Raw genomic sequence first — 21202 nt, 5'->3', positions numbered from 1 at the left:
AATGCCGACGGTACGATCACCGTTGATAACCCAACGACCACAGGTAAAGTAAACTACACACCAAACGATGCCAAGGCAAATGTGATGATTCCAAGCAATCAAGGTGATCAAACGGTGCCTAATGTAACTGGTAAGACAGGCGAACATGTCACTGTTGATGTGCCATTACTTAAAGGCTACACAGCGGATAAGCCAACGGTACCGGCGACAGTGAATGCCGACGGCACAATCACCGTTGATAACCCAACGACCATAGGTAAAGTAAACTACACACCAAACGATGCCAAGGCAAATGTGACGATTCCAAGCAACCAAGGTGATCAAACGGTGCCTAATGTAACTGGTAAGACTGGGGATAAAGTTAATGTTGATGTGCCGTCACTTAAAGGTTACACACCAGATAAAACGACGGTACCAGCTACAGTTAATCCAGATGGCACGATCACGGTCGATAACCCAACAACTACAGGTAAAGTGACCTACACACCAAATAATGCCAAGGCAAATGTGACGATTCCAAGTAACCAAGGTGATCAAACGGTACCTGATGTAACTGGTAAGACGGGCGAACATGTTGATGTTACAGTACCAGTGAAGCCAGGCTACACAGCGGATAAGCCAACGGTACCGGCGACGGTGAATGCCGACGGCACGATCACCGTCGATAATCCAACAACTACAGGTAAAGTGACCTACACACCAAATGATGCCAAGGCAAATGTGACGATTCCAAGCAACCAAGGTGATCAAACAGTACCTAACGTAACTGGTAAGACGGGCGAGCATGTTGATGTTACAGTACCAGTGAAGCCAGGCTACACGGCGGATAAGTCAACGGTACCGGCGACAGTGAATGCCGACGGTACGATCACCGTTGATAACCCAACGACCACAGGTAAAGTAAACTACACACCAAACGATGCCAAGGCAAATGTGACGATTCCAAGCAACCAAGGTGATCAAACAGTACCTAACGTAACCGGTAAGACGGGTGAACATGTCACTGTTGATGTGCCGCCGCTTGAAGGTTACACACCGGATAAAACGACCGTACCGGCGACAGTGAATGCCGACGGCACGATCACCGTTGATAACCCAACGACCATAGGTAAAGTAACCTACACACCAAACGATGCCAAGGCAAATGTGACGATTCCAAGCAACCAAGGTGATCAAACGGTACCTGATGTAACTGGTAAGACAGGCGAGCATGTTGATGTCACAGTACCAGTGAAGCCGGGCTATACAGCGGATAAGCCAATGGTACCGGCGACAGTGAATGCCGACGGCACAATCACCGTTGATAACCCAACGACCACAGGTAAAGTAACCTACACACCTAATGCAGTTACAACTGATGAGACAGTTGCGGGTAATGAAAATGGTCAAGCAGTTCCTGACCCTACGGATTCAAGTAATAAAGACGATCAAACAGTTCCTGATACTACGGATTCAAGCAATGAGAGTGGACAAGCTGTTACTGATGGTACAGATAAAACTAACAAAAAGACAGTTGCTTCTGTATCTCAGCAAAATAACAATATTAATAATAAACAAACTGTTATTGTGGAGACTAAGTCAGACAGCACAGCTCAAGCAACCCAAGCTGTAACACATGGAACTGCCGAGCATAGTATTTTGGGTGTAGCAAACAAAAAAGCAGTGGTGGGTCAGCAAACGGTAATTGACAACAATTCCCAGCATCTTAATAAAGCCCAAGTGAAAGGTCAAGCGATGGGGACATCAAATAAATTGCCGCAAACTGATGAATCACAATCTAACAGTATCTTTGCCAAAATTGGGCTAGAATTGATGGGTATATTAGCGTTAGTAGGTTTTGCTAAGAAGAAGCGGAAACATGATTAGAATAATTAAAATCTATTATTCAAAATAGATGAGAAAGTATAATATTGATTTTTGAATTGAAGGGGGTCTATATTTAAGTAGTTTTATCAATTTAGAATCCTATAATATTTAGTGTTGATGAGTAATCATCAGCACTATTTTTGTAATAAATTAAGATCTTGCAATGTCATAATTTAAACTGATGAAATTGATTTTAAATTTTATGTTATTGGTTACGTCTACCTCAATTTGAGCATCAAAAAAGGGTATCAAAATTATTGAAATAATTTTGATACCCTTTTTAATGAAAAATTATTTAATAAACATTGTATTCGATGAATACAATTAATAAATCACAACTGCAGTATGCAACGGTACCGCAGCATAAACTTTACCAACAACGTCTGGTGGGGTATTAACACAGCCATGAGAGCCATGAGTCAAGTACCAGTCGCCACCGTAACGTGGTTGCCACGGCGAATCGTGGATCCCGACACCGGTGTCGTCGATTGGCATCCAGTACTTCACTGGTGAAGCATAGTTACTGCCATCATCATTTTTGCCCCGGAGGACAGCGTTACGCTGTTTGCTCCAGACGTCCCAAACACCAGATGGGGTAGTCCCTGCAACTGGTTTACCAGTAACAACTGGAGTGGAGATGATGATCTTACCATCCTTATGAACCCACATGTGCTGTTCTGGCTTAGAAACCTCAATATAGGTCTTGCCAAGGTCTGAGCCATCTTTGTGATAGCCCATACCCTTAAGTACTGGGGTCCGTGTGACTGGCTTACCGGCTAGCACTGCTTTTGACAGTTTAGGCGTTTCAGCACTGACGTTGATCGTCCAGCCGTATAAGCCGGCAGGAACTTTATAGGTTTTACCATCATGGGCCTTAAAATGACGGGTCTTATGAAGGGTGCCGTACTGAGCACTGAGCTTCGTCAAATAGTGTTTCACTTTAGGCTTTGAGGTGGCAATCTGGCCGTTGCTAGTTGTTAGCCAACTGGCAATGTCCTTGCTTGGAACCTGTATTGAATGATTAGTGATGTGGTATGTGATTTGGTTCTTGGCTAACTTTTCAGCCTTAGTCTTTGCACTGACAAGTGACTTACTGTGCGCCAAAACAGTTGGCTTAACGTAAGCATCCTTTAAGTTGATCGTCGTTTGATGATTTTCAATGGCCTTAGTTAAAGCGGCTTTAATGGATGCCGTTGAAACTTCGGTACCATAAACTGGTTTTTGAATGGTAAATTGATGCCCCTTGTAAACCAGCTTAGCATTATGAGTTGCAGTCCGGTCAGTAGTGCTAGCCGATTGCTTAATTTTAGCTGCTAGTGCGGTTAAGTCAGAATCACTGAGTGCGCTGGCACTTAACCGTTGGTCGTCAGCCGAAGCACTGTCAGAATGAACTGGCCAGCTAAATGAATTTTGCTTGCTGATCATCTGCTTTAACTGAGTTGTAGAATATGCTTTAACACCAGCCTCACGTGAAGTGAAGGTAGCTAATGAGTTGTCATGTTCTTTAACCGTATAAGTTTGGTTTGCTAACTTATTTTTTAATGTCTGGGCTGCCTGTTGTGCAGTCTGGCCACCGACTTGAATACCACCGATTTGGGTGTCACTCAGGAAGTGGCTATTATAATGGGCTGTTCGCCAGCCATAACCGATTGCTAAAATTGCGATTACAGTCAGGCCCGCAGAGACCCAACGTGAACGATGTGTCATGTTCTGATCCTCCTTATGGTCATCTATAAGGATAAGGCATAATTCACTAAAACTCAATTTATACTTGACAATAAACAACAAAAAAACGCCCCAAAAATGGGACGTCTCTTTAAGAACCGCTTAATATAGGTTGTTAGCTACTTGTTTAAGTTAGCTAAACCATCTTTTGTAACTTTCTTTAAAGTTTCTGCAGAAGCTTTCATCTTAGCTTGTTCAGCATCGCTAAGCGGTACTTCAACAACGCCGGCTAAGCCAGAAGCGTTAATAATAGCAGGTGTACCAATGAAGATGTCGTTCAAACCGTATTCGCCGTCTAATGAAGCACCAATAGGTAAAATAGCATTTTCATCACGTAAAATGGCTTTGGTGATCCGCATCAATGATGTGGCAACACCATAGTAGGTAGCACCCTTGGTATTGATGATCTCGTATGCCTTGTGCATGGTTTGATCTTCAATTTCGTCAAGGTCAGCATCGGTAATGCCATGTTCCTGAGTAACTGAACGTAATGGTCTTGAACCAATGGTGGCTTCATCGTAAGCAGCGAATTCAGTATCACCATGTTCACCCATAATGTAGGCGTCGATGCTACGTGGATCCAAGTTCAACTTCTTACCCAAAGCAACACGTAAACGAGAAGTATCTAGTGAAGTCCCTGAACCGATGACACGGTTCTTTGGAAAACCAGAGAACTTCCAGGTTGCGTAGGTTAAGATATCAACTGGGTTAGCAGCAACTAGGAAGATCCCTTTGAAGCCAGAATCCACGATTGGTTTAACGATTGAGCTCAAGATCTTTAAGTTCTTACCAACTAGATCCAAACGGGATTCGCCGGGCTTTTGTGGGGCACCAGCAGTGATGACAACCAGGTCGGCATCCTTAGCATCGCTGTATTCACCAGAATAAACCTTCTTAGGTGCAGTGAATGCTTGGGCATCCTCCAAATCCAGGGCGTCTCCGTGTGTCCGTTCCTTAATGACATCGACAATGACTAATTCTTCAGCTAGTCCTTGTTGCATCAATGAGAATGCATAAGACGAACCAACGGCACCGTCCCCGACTAGTACAACTTTTTGATGATTCTTTGACAATGTACCCACCTCTTCCAAAATATTTTTAGAACACCCATAGTTTACCATGAAATTGTAAGCGGATACTAATAAATCGAATATTCTATGGAGAGTGTCTACTATATAAACCATTGAAAATAGCTGTGCTGCCCTTAAAATGGTGGCGGAAACTGCAGTCACTATTTTTGCATCAGGTGATTATTGTGATGGTTAACGGCGTTTAACTCCGAGCAGATCAGTGTTATGCCAGCTTAGTGAATAGCTTGTTACAGGGGGAGAATGTATGCATTCGGTTTAAACGTATGCTATACTTTGGGTTGATATTTGACTTTAGAATTCATAAGAATGTTTTATGCTGGACGGTATGAGCTACCGTTCAGCTATTTTGCATGTTTTAATGTTAAAAATAAGAGAAATAGGGAGCGTATGAAATAATGAAGATGATCGTAGGTCTTGGCAACATCGGCCCGCAATATAATCAGACCCGGCATAATACCGGGTTTATGGTTGTGGAGCAGTTCGCGCAGAAGGCGGACATTCAGTTTACTAACCGAAAGATGGAAGCCAAGATTGGCACGGGTCAGGTCAATGGTGAAAAAGTGATGTTAGTCGAACCCACCACGTTTATGAATGAATCAGGCCGTGCAGTTGGCAAGTTAATGCACTTTTACAAGCTGGATATCCACGATCTGATCATCGTTCACGATGACATGGACCTGCCATTAGGGCGGATTCGCATTCGACCAAAGGGTTCTGCTGGTGGTCATAATGGAATCAAGAGTATCATTGCTGCCCTTGGGACCGATCAATTTGACCGGATCAAAGTTGGTATTCAGCACCCGCAGAAAAGTACGGTCGTCAATTACGTGCTGGGTAAATTTAACGAAGAACAGCGGGCAATTTTTAACGTTGCCGCAGATCACGCAGTCGCCGCTTTATTTGATTGGGTTGACGGTGCCACGGTTCCTGATCTGATGAATCAGTACAATTAATGAAGGAGTGAAGCTAAGTGCAACTTGCAGATTTTTTTGCAAACATGCCGCAATATCAGCAAATCGTTGAGGGCTTTGATCGCGGTGACCGTGAGTTAGTGACTGGTATCACCGGGTCAGCTCGGGCACTGATGATCTCAACGTTGCTGCAAAAAGAGCAGCGACCGATGATCTTTGTGACCGATACGATGTATCACGCTGACCAGCTGACCGATGAGTTAAGCGGTCAGCTCACGGATGATCAGTTATACGAGTTTCCGGTTGAAGAGCTGCTGGCTGCAGAGATTGCCACTAGCTCACCCGATTTTCAGAGCCAACGGATTCAAGCTTTAAGTGCATTGACACAGGCTAAGCCAGCGGTCATCGTGACGTCGGTTTCAGGTCTGCGCCGTCAATTGCCTGATCCTAAATTATTTAGCCAGGCTCAAATTGACCTAAAGGCCGATGGTGAAGTCGATCTAGAGAACCTAGCTGCCCGGCTGCAACGGATGGGGTACGTCAGACAAAAACTGGCTGACGCGCCTGGTGATTTTGCCGTTCGTGGGTCGATCGTTGACATTTACCCGCTAGATACAGACTATCCGGTGCGGGTAGACCTGTTTGACACTGAAATCGATTCGTTACGCTATTTTGACCCCAGTACCCAACGGAGTGTTGAAAATATCACTTCGATAACGATCCATCCGGTAACCGATATGCTCATGACACCGGATCAGCGGCAAGCCGCGGCGACTAAGTTAAACCAAAAACTCGCTAAGGAACAAAAACAGTTGTCCGCTGACGATGGTGACTTACTGGCCAATAGTATTACCCCCCTGATTGAATCTCTGACCAAGGGGGATGTTTCCGCCGAGTTAAGGTTATTTGCCAGTGATTTCTTTGATAAAACAAATCTTTTAGATTATTTGAACGATAAAGGTCTGCTATTGATTGATGATTATCCCAGACTACGTGAGACCAACAAACAGTTGGAGACGGATGAAGCCAACTGGACGGTGGATAAACTAGGTGCCCACCAGATCTTTAGCGACCAGCAGTTTGGCCTGCAGTTTCAAAACGTCATTCGCCGCGATCATCACGCTGAACTGTTCTTTGCCCTGTTTCAAAAGGGCATGGGCAACATGCGCTTTGATCAACTAGTTGAGATTCAGACGCGGGCGATGCAGCAGTTCTTTGGTCAAATGCCACTGTTGAAACAAGAAATTGAGCGCTGGCAGGCGACGAAACAGACCGTGGTCATGATGATGGCCAATGAAGAACGGTTGAATAAGGTATCGCAGACGTTAGATGATTTTGGCATTAACGCGGTGATGACGAAGGTCAGTGACATTCAGCCCGGAACGGTTCAGATCGTGCCGGCACCAAGTCAAACCGGGTTTGAACTGCCAGACGCCAAACTAGTGGTGATCACGGAAGCCGAAATGTTTAAGCAGGTCACTAAGCATCATCGACGCCGGCAGACCATGAAAAATGCTGAACGGCTGAAGAGTTACACTGATTTGAAGCCAGGCGACTACGTGGTTCACGTCAATCACGGGATCGGACGCTTTGAAGGCATGCAAACGCTGGAAGTCGATGGGGTTCATCAGGATTACATGACCATTGATTATCAAAGCGATGCCAAACTATTTATTCCGGTCACGCAGTTGAATCTGATTCAAAAGTACGTGTCTTCCGAGGACAAGAAACCGCATATCAATAAGCTGGGCGGCTCTGACTGGGCCAAAACCAAGAAAAAAGTCGCTGCCAAGATTGAAGATATCGCGGATGATCTGATTGAGCTGTACGCCAAGCGAGACTCCGAAAAGGGGTACGCTTACCCGCATGATGATAGTTATCAAGAAGAATTTGATAATGAATTTCCGTATTCCGAAACGCCTGACCAACTACGCAGTATTGAAGAAATCAAACACGACATGGAAAAGCCGAAACCCATGGACCGCCTACTGGTTGGTGACGTGGGTTATGGGAAGACGGAAGTCGCTTTACGGGCAGCGTTTAAGGCCATTGAAGCTGGTAAGCAAGTCGCCTTTTTGGTACCGACCACGATTTTAGCGCAGCAGCATTTTGACACCATGACTAGCCGGTTTGACGGTTTTCCAGTCAACGTCGCCATTCTGTCACGTTTCCAGACCACTAAGGAAGTTCACCAGATCATTCACGGCCTAGAAGATGGCAGTGTGGACATCGTTGTGGGGACCCATCGGCTCTTATCAAAAGACGTTAAATTTAAAGACCTGGGACTGCTACTGGTCGATGAAGAGCAGCGATTCGGGGTCAAACACAAGGAAAAGCTCAAACAGATGAAGTCTCAAGTGGACGTCTTGACGCTGACGGCGACACCGATTCCGCGGACCCTGCATATGTCAATGCTGGGCGTACGGGACCTGTCAGTGATTGAAACACCGCCAGCTAACCGGTTTCCAATTCAGACCTACGTCATGGAACAAAACGCGGGTGCGATTCAAGACGGCATCAGACGCGAAATGCAGCGTGGCGGGCAAGTCTTCTACCTGCATAACCGCGTGGATGACATCGAAGAAACTGTCAGTCAAATTAAAGCGCTGGTGCCGGATGCCGAGGTGGCCTACATTCACGGGCAAATGACGGAAGCTCAGCTGGAAGGAATTTTATACGACTTCATTCGCGGGGATTATGACGTGCTAGTCACCACCACGATTATTGAAACCGGGATGGATATTCCAAACGCCAATACCTTGTTTGTTGAAAATGCGGACCATATGGGCTTGTCGCAACTTTACCAGTTACGTGGCCGCATTGGCCGGTCTAACCGGGTCGCTTATTCCTACTTCATGTATCAGCCTAATAAGGTATTGACCGAGGTCAGCGAGAAGCGGCTAGAGGCCATCAAGGACTTTACGGAGTTGGGTTCTGGGTTCAAAATTGCCATGCGGGACCTTTCCATTCGCGGTGCTGGGAACCTGTTAGGGCAGCAGCAATCTGGCTTCATTGATTCAGTGGGTTATGATCTGTATACGCAAATGCTGACGGATGCCGTTTCTAAGAAGCAGGGCAAGAAAGCTAAGCCGAAGACGGATGCTACCGTTGAATTGGGATTGGAAGCTTATTTGCCAGATACCTACATTACGGATCAGCAGCAAAAAATTGAGATGTATAAACGCATCAGACAGATTGAAGAACCTGCTGATGTGACTGAAATTCAAGATGATCTGATCGACCGTTTTGGTGAGTATCCGGTGGAAGTCACGAATCTGCTGACGGTCAGTCAAGTGAAGATTCAGGCGGATGAAGCACTGATCGAAAAGATTCATCGAATCAAAGACCAGATCGAAGTGACCTTTTCAACTAAGGGCACGGATCGGTTTAGTGGTGAGGACGTCTTTAAGGCGTTAGCAAACACCAAGTTAAAAGCAACAGTTGGACTGTCAAATAACAAATTAGTGGTTAAATTGATCATTCAGCCAAAGATGACAGCACAAAACTGGATGGCTGAACTGGATCAATTTGTGAAAGCATTAAGTGAGATGGCTGTTAAAACAACGACCAAATAGGTGGATTATGCAACGTAAAACGATGAAAACAGTGATGCAGGGGGCGTTATTACTCTCGGTAGCATCACTGATCGCCAAAATTTTGAGCGCAGTATATCGGGTCCCCTTCCAAAACATGGTGGGCAACACCGGTTTTTATGTGTATCAGCAAATTTACCCGATCTATGGGATCGGTATGACCTTCGCCTTAAGCGGGCTGCCAATGTTTATTTCTAAATTAGTGGCTGAAAGTGAGACGGCTCAGACGAAGCTGGCACTGCTGTCACGGATCTTTGTCCTATTAGCCGGCTTTTCTTTGCTCCTATTTCTAGGCTTGCAGGGGCTGGCAGTACCCATTGCCAGCGGCATGGGGGATCCTGGGTTGGCGCCGATCATTCGCGCAGTGAGCTGGATGTTCTTATTTTCCCCGTTTTTAGCCATTAGCCGCGGGTACTTTCAAGGCGAGTATGACATGCGCCCAACCGCGCTTTCTCAGCTGGTTGAACAGACGGTACGGGTGACGGTGATCCTAGTAGTTGCGTACTGGGCCATGAAACACCAGTGGAACGTGTATCGGATGGGGACGTGGACTATGAGCAGCGCGGCCATTGCCGCCGTTTTTGCTTCTGCGGTGATGCTGTACTATGTCCGACATCAGCACGTTAAATTTATAGCCGCCATTCATCAGCCCGTTGACCAGACGTATAGCAGCTTGGTCAAACGGTTACTGATTGAAGGTGGTACCATCAGCTTATTTGCGTCCATGATGGTGCTATTGCAGCTGGTCGATTCATTCACGGTCATGCGGGGGCTGATGATCCAGGGATTGCCGTCGCTTACCGCTAAGTCGATCAAAGGCGTGTACGATCGGGGGCAACCCCTCGTTCAGCTGGGGCTAGTCGTTGCCACCTCGTTTTCATCGTCACTGCTGCCTTCGTTAACAGAAGCGCTGAATCGTGGTAATCACCGGCAGTTTGTTCGGCAGGCCAACACCGTCGTCCGGATCAGCGTGGCGATCGCGACTGCAGCCGCGGTTGGTCTGGTAGCTTTGATGCCGGAAGTTAACGTGTTATTATTTGGTAATCAGCAGGGAACTGGCATGCTGTCGGTGTACGTTTTGAGCATTATTTTTGCGACGTTGATCATGATCGATAACAGTATTTTACAAAGTCTCAATCAATTTGCGGTGACGATTGCCGGGTTGACGATTGGCTTGCTGGTCAAGGTGGTCTTTAATCAATGGGCAGTGGTTCACTTTGGTGCGATCGGTGCTAGCTGGATCACAGTCGTTGCACTATTGGTCATGGCCGGTTTTTTGAGGCAGCAATTACGAAAAGAACAGCTAAGGGCTTTTAAAAGGGGCTTTTTGCTAAAATTAGTTTTGATTGCAGTCATCATGCTGATCAGTGTTCGACTGGTCATTCCAGTAGGCAGCTGGCTAACGGCAGCCTGGACACCGCGGATGGCAGCCCTAGTTGAAGCTGTATTAGGAATTCTAGTTGGTGTGATCGTCTTTATGTACCTAGCTTTAAAATTCAAATTACTGACGTTGCGTGAGTGGTTGCTGCTTCCACAAGCTGACCGCTGGCTGCGCTGGTTTAAAAAATAAACGCTGGAGGTTCACAATGAGATTAGATAAATTTTTAAAGGTATCACGGATTATTAAACGGCGAACCGTTGCTAAGGAAATTGCTGATAAGGGGCGCATTACGATTAACGACCGCGTCGCTAAATCATCGACCGATGTAGCGGCTAATGACGTGTTAGTTATTAAGTTTGGCAATAAGACCTTAACGGTTCAGGTACTCCAATTATTGGAAACGACCAAGAAACAGGATGCCGAAAACATGTTTAAGATTATTAGCGAGGATTACGAAAAGGATTATCGCAAAGAATAATCTTAAGTAATGATTCGTTACGTTTTGCATGTTAACCATTCAGTTTTGGCTGATAACTATTACAGTTTTATGACATTCCTTGAATACGCTTTAAATCGCATAGACAACCCGTGTCAACGTTGATATACTTCATAATGAAGGATATTGGCGTGGGGGGCGTTAAAATGGCGACACGAGCAAACATTACGCAGCTTGATAATCAGTATACAAGAGCCGTTCAAAAGAACACGCATCATGTAATCTTAAGCAAGCAGCGTAAAAAGCGTGCGTTGATTATTATTATCGGGTTTACCGTGGCTTTTCTTTTTCTGGGTATTCAAATTATTCATGCTAAGAACGCGATGAGCCAGACTAACGTCCAAATTACACGTCAGCAGCAAAAACTGACACGGGTGAAGCAAACTCACCAGCAGTTGAATGAACATGTTAAACTCTTGAATAACAAGGATTATTTAGAGAACCTCATACGTTCAAAATATTATTATGCTAAATCAGGGGAGACGATTTATAGTCTGCCAAATGATAAAGCAAGCGATGTAACAGCGAAATAAAATAATATGAGGACTATAATGAAGCTGGTTTCAAGTGTGAACTTGTGTGCCGGCTTCATTTTTATTTATAATGAGATTTGGATGAGATATCCACGATATGTTCAGGCTTGTTTTACAAGAAATGTGCTATAATATTAGTACAAATTTAAGGAGGAAATTCTTGTTTATGGCAATCGAGGTTGGAGCAAAAGTTGCTGGTAAAGTTTCAGGTATCACAAATTTTGGTGCGTTCATTGATCTAGGTGATCATAAGACTGGATTAGTGCACATCAGTGAAGTCTCTGACGGCTTCGTAAAAGATATTCATGATGTATTGAAGATCGGTGATGAAGTCACCGTGCGCGTTCTGAACATCGGCGACGATGGTAAGATCGCGTTATCGATCCGTAAGGCTAAGGATCATCCTGAAGGTCATTCAGAACACGAGCATCATAACCACGACAATCGTGATCATGAACGTCATGAAAATAACGGTAATCATAACAATTATCATAGTGGTGGCAACGGTCATTATCGTAACAGCAACAACGGTGGTGGCCACTCCCGGAACAATAACCACTCGAATTCGAACCATAAGGAGAGTTTTGATGACTTAATGTCTGGTTTTCTAAAGGAAAGTGAAGACCGGTTAGCGACCCTCAAACGTAACACTGAAGGCAAACGTGGTGGTCGTGGCGGTCGTCGGAGCTAATTAAGCCCAAGCGATTAATCAAGACGATAATTGAACTGAAGCGTCCGTTTACAAAACAGCCGTTTTGTAATGGAGGCTTCTTTTTTTGATTTTTGATTCAATGAGGGATACAAAATGGAGATTACACAGCAATTTAACTCAGAAGTGATGCAAGCAGGCTGGTTTAGCCGCCAGCAGACGGTCATTGTAGCCGTCTCTGCGGGTGTTGATTCCATGGTGTTATTGACGCTGATGCAGCAATTACCAACGCAAATTCGTCCTAAATTAGTGGTGGCACACGTCAACCACCAGTTACGGTCTCAAAGCCAAGTTGAAGCTCAATTTATGAGTGATTACTGCCAGCAGCATCACCTGCAGCTTGAGAAGACGAAATGGCCGGTTGCCGAGCAGCCGTATCAGGGCGTCGAGGCCGCAGCTCGCCATTTTCGCTATCAGTTTTTTGCGCAGTGTATGGGCCGGCACCATGCCGCCGTTTTACTGACCGCTCACCATGCCGATGATCAGGCTGAAACGGTGCTGATGAAGCTGATTCGGGGAGGCCAGTTAACGCAGTTGCAGGGCATTTTGCCCGAACAGCCCTTTGCGGCGGGCAAACTCGTGCGGCCGTTGCTGCCTTTTAGCAAGGAACAGATCAGAACTTATGCGCACGAACAGCAGCTGACCTGGTATGAGGATGCGACGAATCAAAATAACGACGTTTTGCGCAACCGCATCAGACACCAAGTGATTCCAGCACTCAAACAGGAAAATCCCGCTTTTTTGACCCACGTTAAGCAGTATACGGCCCAGCTTCGCGCCACCATTCAATTAGCGAATCAACGAACGGCGGAATTACTGCAGCAGGTTCGGCTTAACGATCAGATTTACAGCACGCCGCGCTGGCGTCAGTTAACGGTCGTTGAGCGACGCGCAGTGCTGAAGGCGATTTTTCAAGCGGCTCAGTTACCGGTTACAGCGTCGTATTTGGATGAAGCCACGCAGTTACTGAATAACGAGCAAAAACCAACGGCTAGGCTCAATTTAGCGCATTCACGGGTGTTTGAAAAAGCCTATGACCAATTTTCAATTAAATCAGAATTAAAAGTTCCCCAAAATCACAAACCGGCGGATAAAATTGTGGTAATATCTAACCAGTGGGTTCAGTTACCATGGGGGTTACGGGCTCAGCTTGTGCCGACTCAAAAAGGGAGCCGGCCGGATTCATGGCACATGGCACTTGCTTTGCGGCCAGATGAACTTCCCTTGCAAGTGAGGCAGGCGCAGCCAGACGATCAAATTAAGCTGGCAGGTGGCGGTCACAAGACCGTTCGGCGAATTTTGATCGACCATAAGATACCGCCGGCAAAACGGGCACAGCAATTAGTGGTCGTGTCTGCCCAAGCGGAAGTTTTATGGCTGATCGGACTGCAGCGTACTGCCCGTGAGTTAACTGAAACTAACTATGAACTGGTTTTAAAACAATCTGACTAGAGGAGCAAATTTAATGAATAACGATATCGAGCGTGTTTTATACAGCCAAGATGATATCAAAGCTGTCTGCAAACGTTTGGGAGCTGATATTACCCGGGACTATGCGGGTAAAAAGCCGCTGTTCATCGGTGTTTTGAAGGGTGTTATTTTTTTCATGACGGATCTTTTGCGGGAATTAGACTTTCTCGCGGACATCGACTTTATTGACGTTTCCAGTTACCATGGCGGTACAGCTTCAACTGGTGAGATCACATTGGTCCACGATATTGATGTCGATATTAGTGGCCGCGACGTGATCATTGTTGAAGATATTTTGGATACTGGCCGTACCTTGGCTTACTTACGGGACCGTTTGAGTGAACGCCATCCTAAATCATTGAAGGTTTGCACGCTCTTGGATAAACCGGAAGGCCGGGTAGTCGAAGCTAAGGCGGATTACGTTGGTTTTGACGTCCCCAATGAGTTCTTGGTTGGGTATGGTCTAGACTACGTTGAGTATTACCGCAATTTGCCTTATGTGGGGGTTTTAAAGCCGGAAGTTTATACTAATTAGGGAATTGGTCAAAAAAGGTCAAACTTTCGAATAAAACATTAGTCAAATAAGGTCAAATGTGATAACATGATTTTTATCAACGGGGGAATTCGTCCCTCAGTTTCATTCCCAATTTGTAGGGAATTGAAGTAAGGAGGCACTAAATGAACAATCGAAGAAATGGACTTTTTCGAAATAGTCTTTTCTACATTGTGATCTTCTTGTTGGTCATGGGTGTTATTTACTTCTTTCAAGGAAATAACTCAAGCTCGCAATCCCAAGAAATTCAATCAAGTGAGTTTATCCATCAACTAAAAGAGAACAACGTTAAGAACTTTGCCGTACAGCCTTCTGGTGGCGTTTATAAAGTTACTGGTACGTATCGGCAGGCTCAAAAGGCTAAAACTCAGACTGGCTTTACCCTTGGCGGTAACACCAGCTCTAAGGTGACAAACTTCAGCACTGCGATGTTGCAAAACAACTCCAGTGTCAGTGAAGTGACGCGTTATGCACGGGATCATAACGTGAAGATGAATACTAAGCCTGAGGAGTCCAGTGGTTTCTGGGTAAACTTATTAGTTTACGTCTTACCTCTTCTCGCGTTCATTTTCTTCTTCTACATGATGATGGGCCAAGCCGGCCAAGGTGGCGGCAATGGCAAAGTCATGAACTTTGGTAAATCCAAAGCTAAACCAACTGACAGTAAAGAAAACAAAGTTCGCTTTACGGATGTCGCTGGTGAAGAAGAGGAAAAACAGGAACTGGTCGAAGTTGTCGAGTTCTTGAAAGATCCGCGCAAGTTCGTTTCATTGGGTGCTCGGATCCCATCTGGTGTGTTACTAGAGGGACCGCCTGGTACTGGTAAAACCTTACTTGCTAAGGCGGTTGCCGGTGAAGCAGGTGTTCCGTTCTACTCAATTTCTGGTTCTGACTTCGTTGAAATGTTTGTCGGGGTTGGTGCTAGTCGTGTTCGTGATTTATTTGAACAAGCTAAGAAGAACGCCCCTTCAATCATCTTTATTGATGAAATTGATGCCGTTGGTCGTCAACGTGGTGCTGGTATGGGCGGCGGTCACGATGAACGTGAACAAACCTTGAACCAGTTGCTGGTTGAAATGGACGGTTTTACGGGTAACGAAGGTGTCATTGTCATGGCTGCTACTAACCGTTCAGATGTTTTGGATCCCGCCTTACTTCGTCCAGGTCGTTTCGACCGGAAGATCTTAGTTGGCCGTCCAGATGTCAACGGTCGTGAAGCTATTTTGAAGGTTCACTCACGTAACAAACCAATGGCTAACGATGTCGATTTGAAGGAAATTGCCAAACAGACCCCTGGGTTCGTTGGGGCTGACCTTGAAAACCTGTTGAACGAAGGTGCGTTGCTGGCTGCTCGTCGCAACAAGACCAAGATCGATGCTTCCGATATCGACGAAGCGGAAGACCGTGTGATTGCCGGACCTGCTAAACGTAACCGAGTTATCAGTAAGACGGAACGGGAAACCGTTGCTTATCATGAAGCTGGCCATACGGTTGTCGGCTTAGTCTTAAACGATGCCCGGGTCGTTCATAAGGTGACAATTGTCCCTCGTGGCCGTGCCGGCGGGTACGCGATTATGCTACCGCGTGAAGACCAAATGCTGATGTCCAAGAAGGATGCCGAGGAACAAATGGCAGGCCTGATGGGTGGTCGGACAGCTGAAGAGATCATCTTCCACTCCGAATCATCCGGGGCATCAAATGACTTTGAACAGGCAACTCAAATTGCCCGTGCAATGGTCACCCAGTACGGAATGAGTGAAAAAGTCGGTACCGTGGCGCTTGAGAGTGCTCAAAGTCAACAGGCAGCTGCGTATGGACAAGCACCGTCTTACTCACAAGCTACCGCTGCAACTATCGATGAAGAAGTTCGTCGTTTAACTAATGAAGCCCACGCGACTGCGAAGAAGATCATTTCTGAACACCGTGAGCAGCATAAGCTGATTGCCGAAGCACTGTTGAAGTACGAAACCTTGGATGAAAAGCAAATTCTTAGTCTTTGGAAGACTGGGGAAATGCCTGACAAGCAAAATGACAACGAATTTCCAAGTGAAAAAGCTGCCACTTTTGAACAGTCCAAGAAAGAACTTGAACGGCGGGAAGCAGAACGTCAAACTAAAATTCAAGCAAAGACTGAAAAAACTGATCAAGATTCAGGCTCAGATTCAGAAACTTCTAAGCCCGATTCTGAAACTGATCAAAAACCGGTTCAGAATGATTCTGAAAAGGATGGTTCTGATAAAGGGGACTCTGATCAACCTCATACTGATGATCCGTCAGATCATTCAGACAATGGTGAAGATTAGGATCAATGAAAAAGCGCAGGCCTTGGGCTTGCGCTTTTTTGTGGCATTTTGGCTGAGTTTGGGTTGAGCTCGTAATTGCGACTGAGCTTAATCGGGCTCAAGCTGGCAAAGAGCTGCATGGAAGCGGACAATGGCATAAATCCAAGACCGGGATTTCCACCATTGTCCGCTTCCATTACGCTCTTTAACCGTCAGCTTTCGCACCTTGATTTAATCGGGTTCAAGCTGACAGAAAGCTGCATGGAAGCCGACAATGGCATAAATCCAAGACCGGGATTTCCACCATTGCCCGCTTCCATTACGCTTTCTAAGCGTCAGCTTTCACACCTTGTGTTATACTACTCTAGAAATTTCTTTTTAGGAGGAAACTATGTCTGATTATTTAATTAAAAGCGTGGTCGACGACGGGCAATTTCGTGCCTATGCCGTTGATGCCACCGAACTCGTTCGTGAAGCACAAAAACGTCACGACACCTGGTCCGCTTCATCTGCTGCCCTTGGCCGGACGCTGATTGCTACTCTGATGCTGTCTTCTTCTGTGTTAAAGGGTGACGATACTTTAACGGTCCGGATCAACGGTGGCGGGCCGGTTGGCGGAATCGTCATCGATGGTAACGCAAACGGTACCGTTAAGGGTTATCTGCAGAATCCGCACGTTACTTTACCATTGAACAAACGCCATAAAATCGACGTTGCTAAAGCGGTTGGTGTTAAGGGCTCACTTTCAGTCACCAAAGATTTGGGCTTAGATAAACCCTATACCGGGAAAGTGGCTTTAGCTACGGGTGAAATCGGTGACGACTTTACTTACTACTTGGCGCAATCTGAACAGATTCCTTCAGCAGTTGGCGTTTCCGTTTTTGTGAATGACGATAACAGCATTCAAGTCGCTGGCGGTTTCTTGATTCAAGTGATGCCCGGTGCCAAAGACGATGCCATTAGTCATTTGGAGAAGCGGTTGAAGGAAGTACCGATGGTATCCGAGTTATTGCTGGACGGTCAGAAACCTGAAGACATGTTGAACCTTTTATTTGGCGAAAAACACGTTAAAATCTTGGATAAAATGCCGGTATCATTTAAGTGTGACTGCTCAAAAGAGGAGTTTGCTAAGGCTCTGAGTAGTATTTCTAAAACTCAGATGCAAGAGATCATCGAGCAGGATCACCATGCCGAGACGGTCTGCAACTTCTGTAAAAATAAGTATGAGTTTAGTGAACAGGAATTAAAGGCTATCTTAGCCAAAATGTAAGTCGTTTTTGCTGGTAGCCAGTAGCAGGTTCAATGTGCTATGATAGCTAACGCAGAATTTAAGTCAGTAAAAATTTATCAGAGGTGAGCACATGGAATGGCAAATTGGCGACGTTAAAATCGCAAATCAAGTTGTTGTAGCGCCGATGGCAGGGGTCACTAACTCTGCTTTTCGGGTGATTTGTAAGGAGTTCGGTGCAGGTCTTGTGGTCTGTGAAATGATTTCTGATCGTGGCATTATGTACCACAATCAAAAAACACTGGATATGATGTTCGTTGATGCCAGTGAGCACCCGATGAGTATTCAAATTTTCGGCGGAACGAAGGAAACCTTAGTTCAAGCTGCTGAATTTGTGGATCAGCATACGGCAGCTGACATCATTGATATCAACATGGGCTGCCCCGTAAATAAGGTTGTTAAGACCGATGCGGGCGCAAAATGGCTCTTAGACCCGAATAAAGTTTATGAAATGGTGTCTTATGTCACCGATGCTGTTAAAAAGCCGGTAACGGTTAAAATGCGGACTGGCTGGGATGATAAGCACGTTTATGCAGTTGACAATGCCTTGGCGGCAGAACGGGCTGGGGCCTCAGCCATCGCGATGCATGGCCGTACCCGAAAACAGCTGTACACTGGTCACGCGGACTGGGATATTTTAAAGCTGGTTGCTGATCAGCTGACCATTCCGTTTATGGGCAACGGTGATGTGCGCTCAGCACAGGATGCCAAGCGGATGCTGGATCATACCGGTGCCGATGCGGTTATGATCGGTCGCGCGGCGATGGGCAATCCCTGGATGCTGCACCAAACTGAGCATTATCTGGCGACCGGTGAATTATTGCCGGAACCAACACCAGAAAAAAAGGTTCAGACTGCTAAGGAGCATTTGCACCGGCTGGTTGAATTGAAGGGTGATTACATCGGCCCGCGTGAATTTCGCGGTCAGGCTGCCTATTACCTAAAGGGTATTTCACATTCAGCACGAACTAAAGCAGCGTTAAATAATGCTGAAACCGAGCAGCAAATGAACGATATTTTTGACGTATTCCTCGAAAAGTTAGCCGCTTATTCCGTTAGTGGCCGATAATTTAAAAAAAGCAGGCAAAAGAGCTTGCTTTTTTTATTGAGGGTTGTCAAAATTAATAACGGACTAGTTATTATAAGATGGAGGTATTAGTGTGGCTGGAAAAGATAGACAGATGAACGACCAACTACGAGTTCGTCGCGAAAAGATGAACGAACTGCGTGATGAGGGAATCGATCCCTTTGGTCATCGGTTTGAACGGACTTACTTAGCAGCACAATTGCAACAGGAGTTCGGTGAAGACGATAAAGATGAACTCAATGACGTGCACAAGACTGCAATCATTGCCGGACGGATGGTTTCTAAGCGTGGTAAGGGTAAAGTCGGTTTTGCTGACTTACAAGACCGTACTGGTAAAATGCAGATCTACGTCCGCAAAGATATTTTGGGCGATGACGTGTACCACATTTTCAAACGTTCTGATATTGGTGATCACCTGGGTATCGAAGGTGACATCATCAAGACGGATATGGGCGAATTAACGATTCGTGCCACTAAGCTGACGTTCCTTTCTAAAGCATTACGGCCATTACCAGATAAATTTCATGGCTTACAGAACAAGGAACAGATCTACCGTCAACGTTACTTGGACTTGATCTCTAACCCAGAAAGTTTCGAACGCTTTAAGAAGCGCAGTAAGATCATCACTGCTATTCGTAGCTATTTAGACGGTGAGGACTTTCTGGAAGTTGAAACACCCGTTTTGCATAACCAAGCTGGTGGTGCCAACGCTCGTCCTTTCGTGACGCATCATAACGCTTTGGACATTAAGCTCTACTTGCGGATCGCTTTGGAACTTCACTTGAAGCGTCTGATCGTCGGTGGTATGGAACGGGTCTACGAAATTGGTCGCGTATTCCGTAACGAGGGAATGGACACCCGTCATAATCCTGAATTTACCATGCTTGAATCCTACGTTGCCTATTTTGATTTCCATGACGTGATGGACGAAACGGAAGGTATTTTTAAGGCAGCTGCTAAGGCGGTTACTGACGATGGCGTAGTTACTTATCAAGACCAAAAGATCGATTTGAACAAGAAATTTGCTCGAATTCATATGGTGGATGCTATAAAGCAGTACACTGGTGTGGATTTCTGGCCTAAAATGAGCGTTGAAGACGCCCGTAAGCTTGCTGATGACCACGGTATTCACTATGAAGACTACTGGGCAGTAGGCCACATTATTAACGCCTTCTTTGAAGAGCTGGTTCAGCCAAAACTGGATCAACCAACCTTCGTGTACGGGCACCCGGTTGAAATTTCGCCATTAGCTAAGAAGAACCCTGACGATCCTCGCTTTACGGACCGTTTTGAGCTCTATATTGTTGGCAACGAATTTGCGAACGCCTTTACCGAACTGAACGATCCGATTGACCAACGCAAGCGGTTTGAAGCTCAGGTTAAGGAACGTGCAGAAGGTAACGAAGAAGCTGAAGGTATTGATGAAGACTTTATTGAAGCTTTGGAATACGGTATGCCGCCAACTGGTGGACTCGGTATCGGTATTGATCGACTGGTCATGCTGTTAACGGATGCAGAATCCATTCGTGACGTCTTATTGTTCCCAACAATGCGTCCAGAAGAATAGTTAAAACTGAAATATGAAGAAAGACAGCCTGATCACAGCCATTTTGACTGATTGATGAGGCTGTCTTTTGATTTATAGGCGATGATGCGGGCTGACTGATAACACTGGAACCGGGGGAAACTTTCGATATAAATGCAATCGCGGCTTTGTAAATAATGGTTGAAAAATGATTTAAAAAGGAGTTTACTAGTTAGGTGGTGCAACGACCGTTTTAGATAGAATAACGGGGCTTGAAAGTAGCGCTTAGACCGAATAAAAAAGAAATTTTGAAAAAGTTGCTTTTAGGTGTTGACCTCGTTTTAGATAGCTGGTATAGTAGTTATCGTTGTCAAAGGGATAACGTGTTTGGCAGCTAACTCGTTTGAATAGATATTCAAATAAGTTATAAAAAAACGTTGACAAGAAACACGTCAACATGATATGATTTAGAAGTTGTCGAAAGGCGACTAACTTATCAAAGTAGACCTTTGAAAACTGAACAAAGTTTTGTTTCACAAATGTGCAGGGCATATCAGTTTCGGCTGATATCAAATGTAATTTGCGAAGTCAATTTCGCTAGTAATATTAATGAGTCACAAACAATCATAAAATGAGAGTTTGATCCTGGCTCAGGACGAACGCTGGCGGCGTGCCTAATACATGCAAGTCGA

The 21202-nt window shown here is 45.5% G+C and carries 15 protein-coding genes and 1 rRNA gene; 14 read left to right on the top strand and 2 right to left on the bottom strand.

Going from position 1 to position 21202, the window contains the following annotated elements; translation table 11 throughout:
- The coding region (locus tag CES79_RS12895; protein ID WP_159459498.1) for an LPXTG cell wall anchor domain-containing protein at window positions 1-1866 on the top strand (1866 nt) is incomplete at its 5' end.
- Between the two features lie 324 nt (window positions 1867-2190).
- Here the strand turns inward: CES79_RS12895 and CES79_RS12075 are convergent.
- Window positions 2191-3573: a L,D-transpeptidase family protein gene (locus CES79_RS12075; protein ID WP_089137350.1), complete on the bottom strand. Its 1383-nt coding sequence runs from the start codon at window positions 3571-3573 to the stop codon at window positions 2191-2193.
- A gap of 137 nt (window positions 3574-3710) precedes the next feature.
- On the bottom strand, window positions 3711-4712 hold the full coding sequence (locus CES79_RS12070) for an L-lactate dehydrogenase (protein WP_089137349.1): 1002 nt from the start codon (window positions 4710-4712) through the stop codon (window positions 3711-3713).
- Between the two features lie 365 nt (window positions 4713-5077).
- On the opposite strand from CES79_RS12070, the gene pth reads away from it, so the two are divergent.
- The 13 genes from pth to CES79_RS12005 form a co-directional block, all read left to right on the top strand.
- Window positions 5078-5635, top strand: a complete 558-nt coding sequence (gene pth, locus CES79_RS12065; RefSeq protein WP_054656457.1) for an aminoacyl-tRNA hydrolase — start codon at window positions 5078-5080, stop codon at window positions 5633-5635.
- Window positions 5636-5652: 17 nt separating this feature from the next.
- Window positions 5653-9168: a transcription-repair coupling factor gene (mfd, locus tag CES79_RS12060; RefSeq protein ID WP_408005813.1), complete on the top strand. Its 3516-nt coding sequence runs from the start codon at window positions 5653-5655 to the stop codon at window positions 9166-9168.
- Window positions 9169-9175: 7 nt separating this feature from the next.
- Window positions 9176-10756 carry a putative polysaccharide biosynthesis protein gene (locus tag CES79_RS12055; protein WP_089137348.1) on the top strand — a complete coding sequence of 527 codons (1581 nt, stop codon included), beginning with the start codon at window positions 9176-9178 and terminating at the stop codon, window positions 10754-10756.
- 16 nt (window positions 10757-10772) lie between these two features.
- Entirely contained in the window at window positions 10773-11045 is a 273-nt protein-coding gene (locus tag CES79_RS12050; RefSeq protein WP_089137347.1) for an RNA-binding S4 domain-containing protein, read from the top strand.
- A 164-nt stretch (window positions 11046-11209) separates the two neighbouring features.
- Entirely contained in the window at window positions 11210-11596 is a 387-nt protein-coding gene (locus CES79_RS12045; protein ID WP_054656455.1) for an FtsB family cell division protein, read from the top strand.
- A 166-nt stretch (window positions 11597-11762) separates the two neighbouring features.
- A complete protein-coding gene (locus CES79_RS12040; protein ID WP_054656454.1) occupies window positions 11763-12287 on the top strand; it encodes a S1 domain-containing RNA-binding protein in 525 nt (174 codons plus the stop codon).
- A 114-nt stretch (window positions 12288-12401) separates the two neighbouring features.
- Window positions 12402-13757 carry a tRNA lysidine(34) synthetase TilS gene (gene tilS, locus CES79_RS12035; protein WP_089137346.1) on the top strand — a complete coding sequence of 452 codons (1356 nt, stop codon included), beginning with the start codon at window positions 12402-12404 and terminating at the stop codon, window positions 13755-13757.
- A gap of 13 nt (window positions 13758-13770) precedes the next feature.
- Window positions 13771-14310 carry a hypoxanthine phosphoribosyltransferase gene (gene hpt / locus CES79_RS12030; RefSeq protein WP_054656452.1) on the top strand — a complete coding sequence of 180 codons (540 nt, stop codon included), beginning with the start codon at window positions 13771-13773 and terminating at the stop codon, window positions 14308-14310.
- A 143-nt stretch (window positions 14311-14453) separates the two neighbouring features.
- The gene (gene ftsH, locus CES79_RS12025; protein ID WP_089137345.1) at window positions 14454-16631 is read left to right on the top strand and encodes an ATP-dependent zinc metalloprotease FtsH; all 2178 of its coding nucleotides are present in this window, start codon (window positions 14454-14456) and stop codon (window positions 16629-16631) included.
- Between the two features lie 370 nt (window positions 16632-17001).
- Complete coding sequence (hslO, locus tag CES79_RS12020; protein WP_089137344.1) at window positions 17002-17880, top strand: Hsp33 family molecular chaperone HslO; 879 nt, start codon at window positions 17002-17004, stop codon at window positions 17878-17880.
- 91 nt (window positions 17881-17971) lie between these two features.
- Window positions 17972-18967 carry a tRNA dihydrouridine synthase DusB gene (gene dusB, locus CES79_RS12015; RefSeq protein WP_089137343.1) on the top strand — a complete coding sequence of 332 codons (996 nt, stop codon included), beginning with the start codon at window positions 17972-17974 and terminating at the stop codon, window positions 18965-18967.
- 112 nt (window positions 18968-19079) lie between these two features.
- On the top strand, window positions 19080-20552 hold the full coding sequence (gene lysS / locus CES79_RS12010; protein WP_089137351.1) for a lysine--tRNA ligase: 1473 nt from the start codon (window positions 19080-19082) through the stop codon (window positions 20550-20552).
- Window positions 20553-21137: 585 nt separating this feature from the next.
- A 16S ribosomal RNA gene (locus CES79_RS12005) occupies window positions 21138-21202 on the top strand; the annotation flags it as partial.

The organism is Secundilactobacillus silagei JCM 19001, assembly GCF_002217945.1.
Lineage (GTDB): Bacteria > Bacillota > Bacilli > Lactobacillales > Lactobacillaceae > Secundilactobacillus > Secundilactobacillus silagei.
Note: the sequence above shows the minus strand (reverse complement) of the source record. Positions and strands in the feature narration are given on the sequence as shown.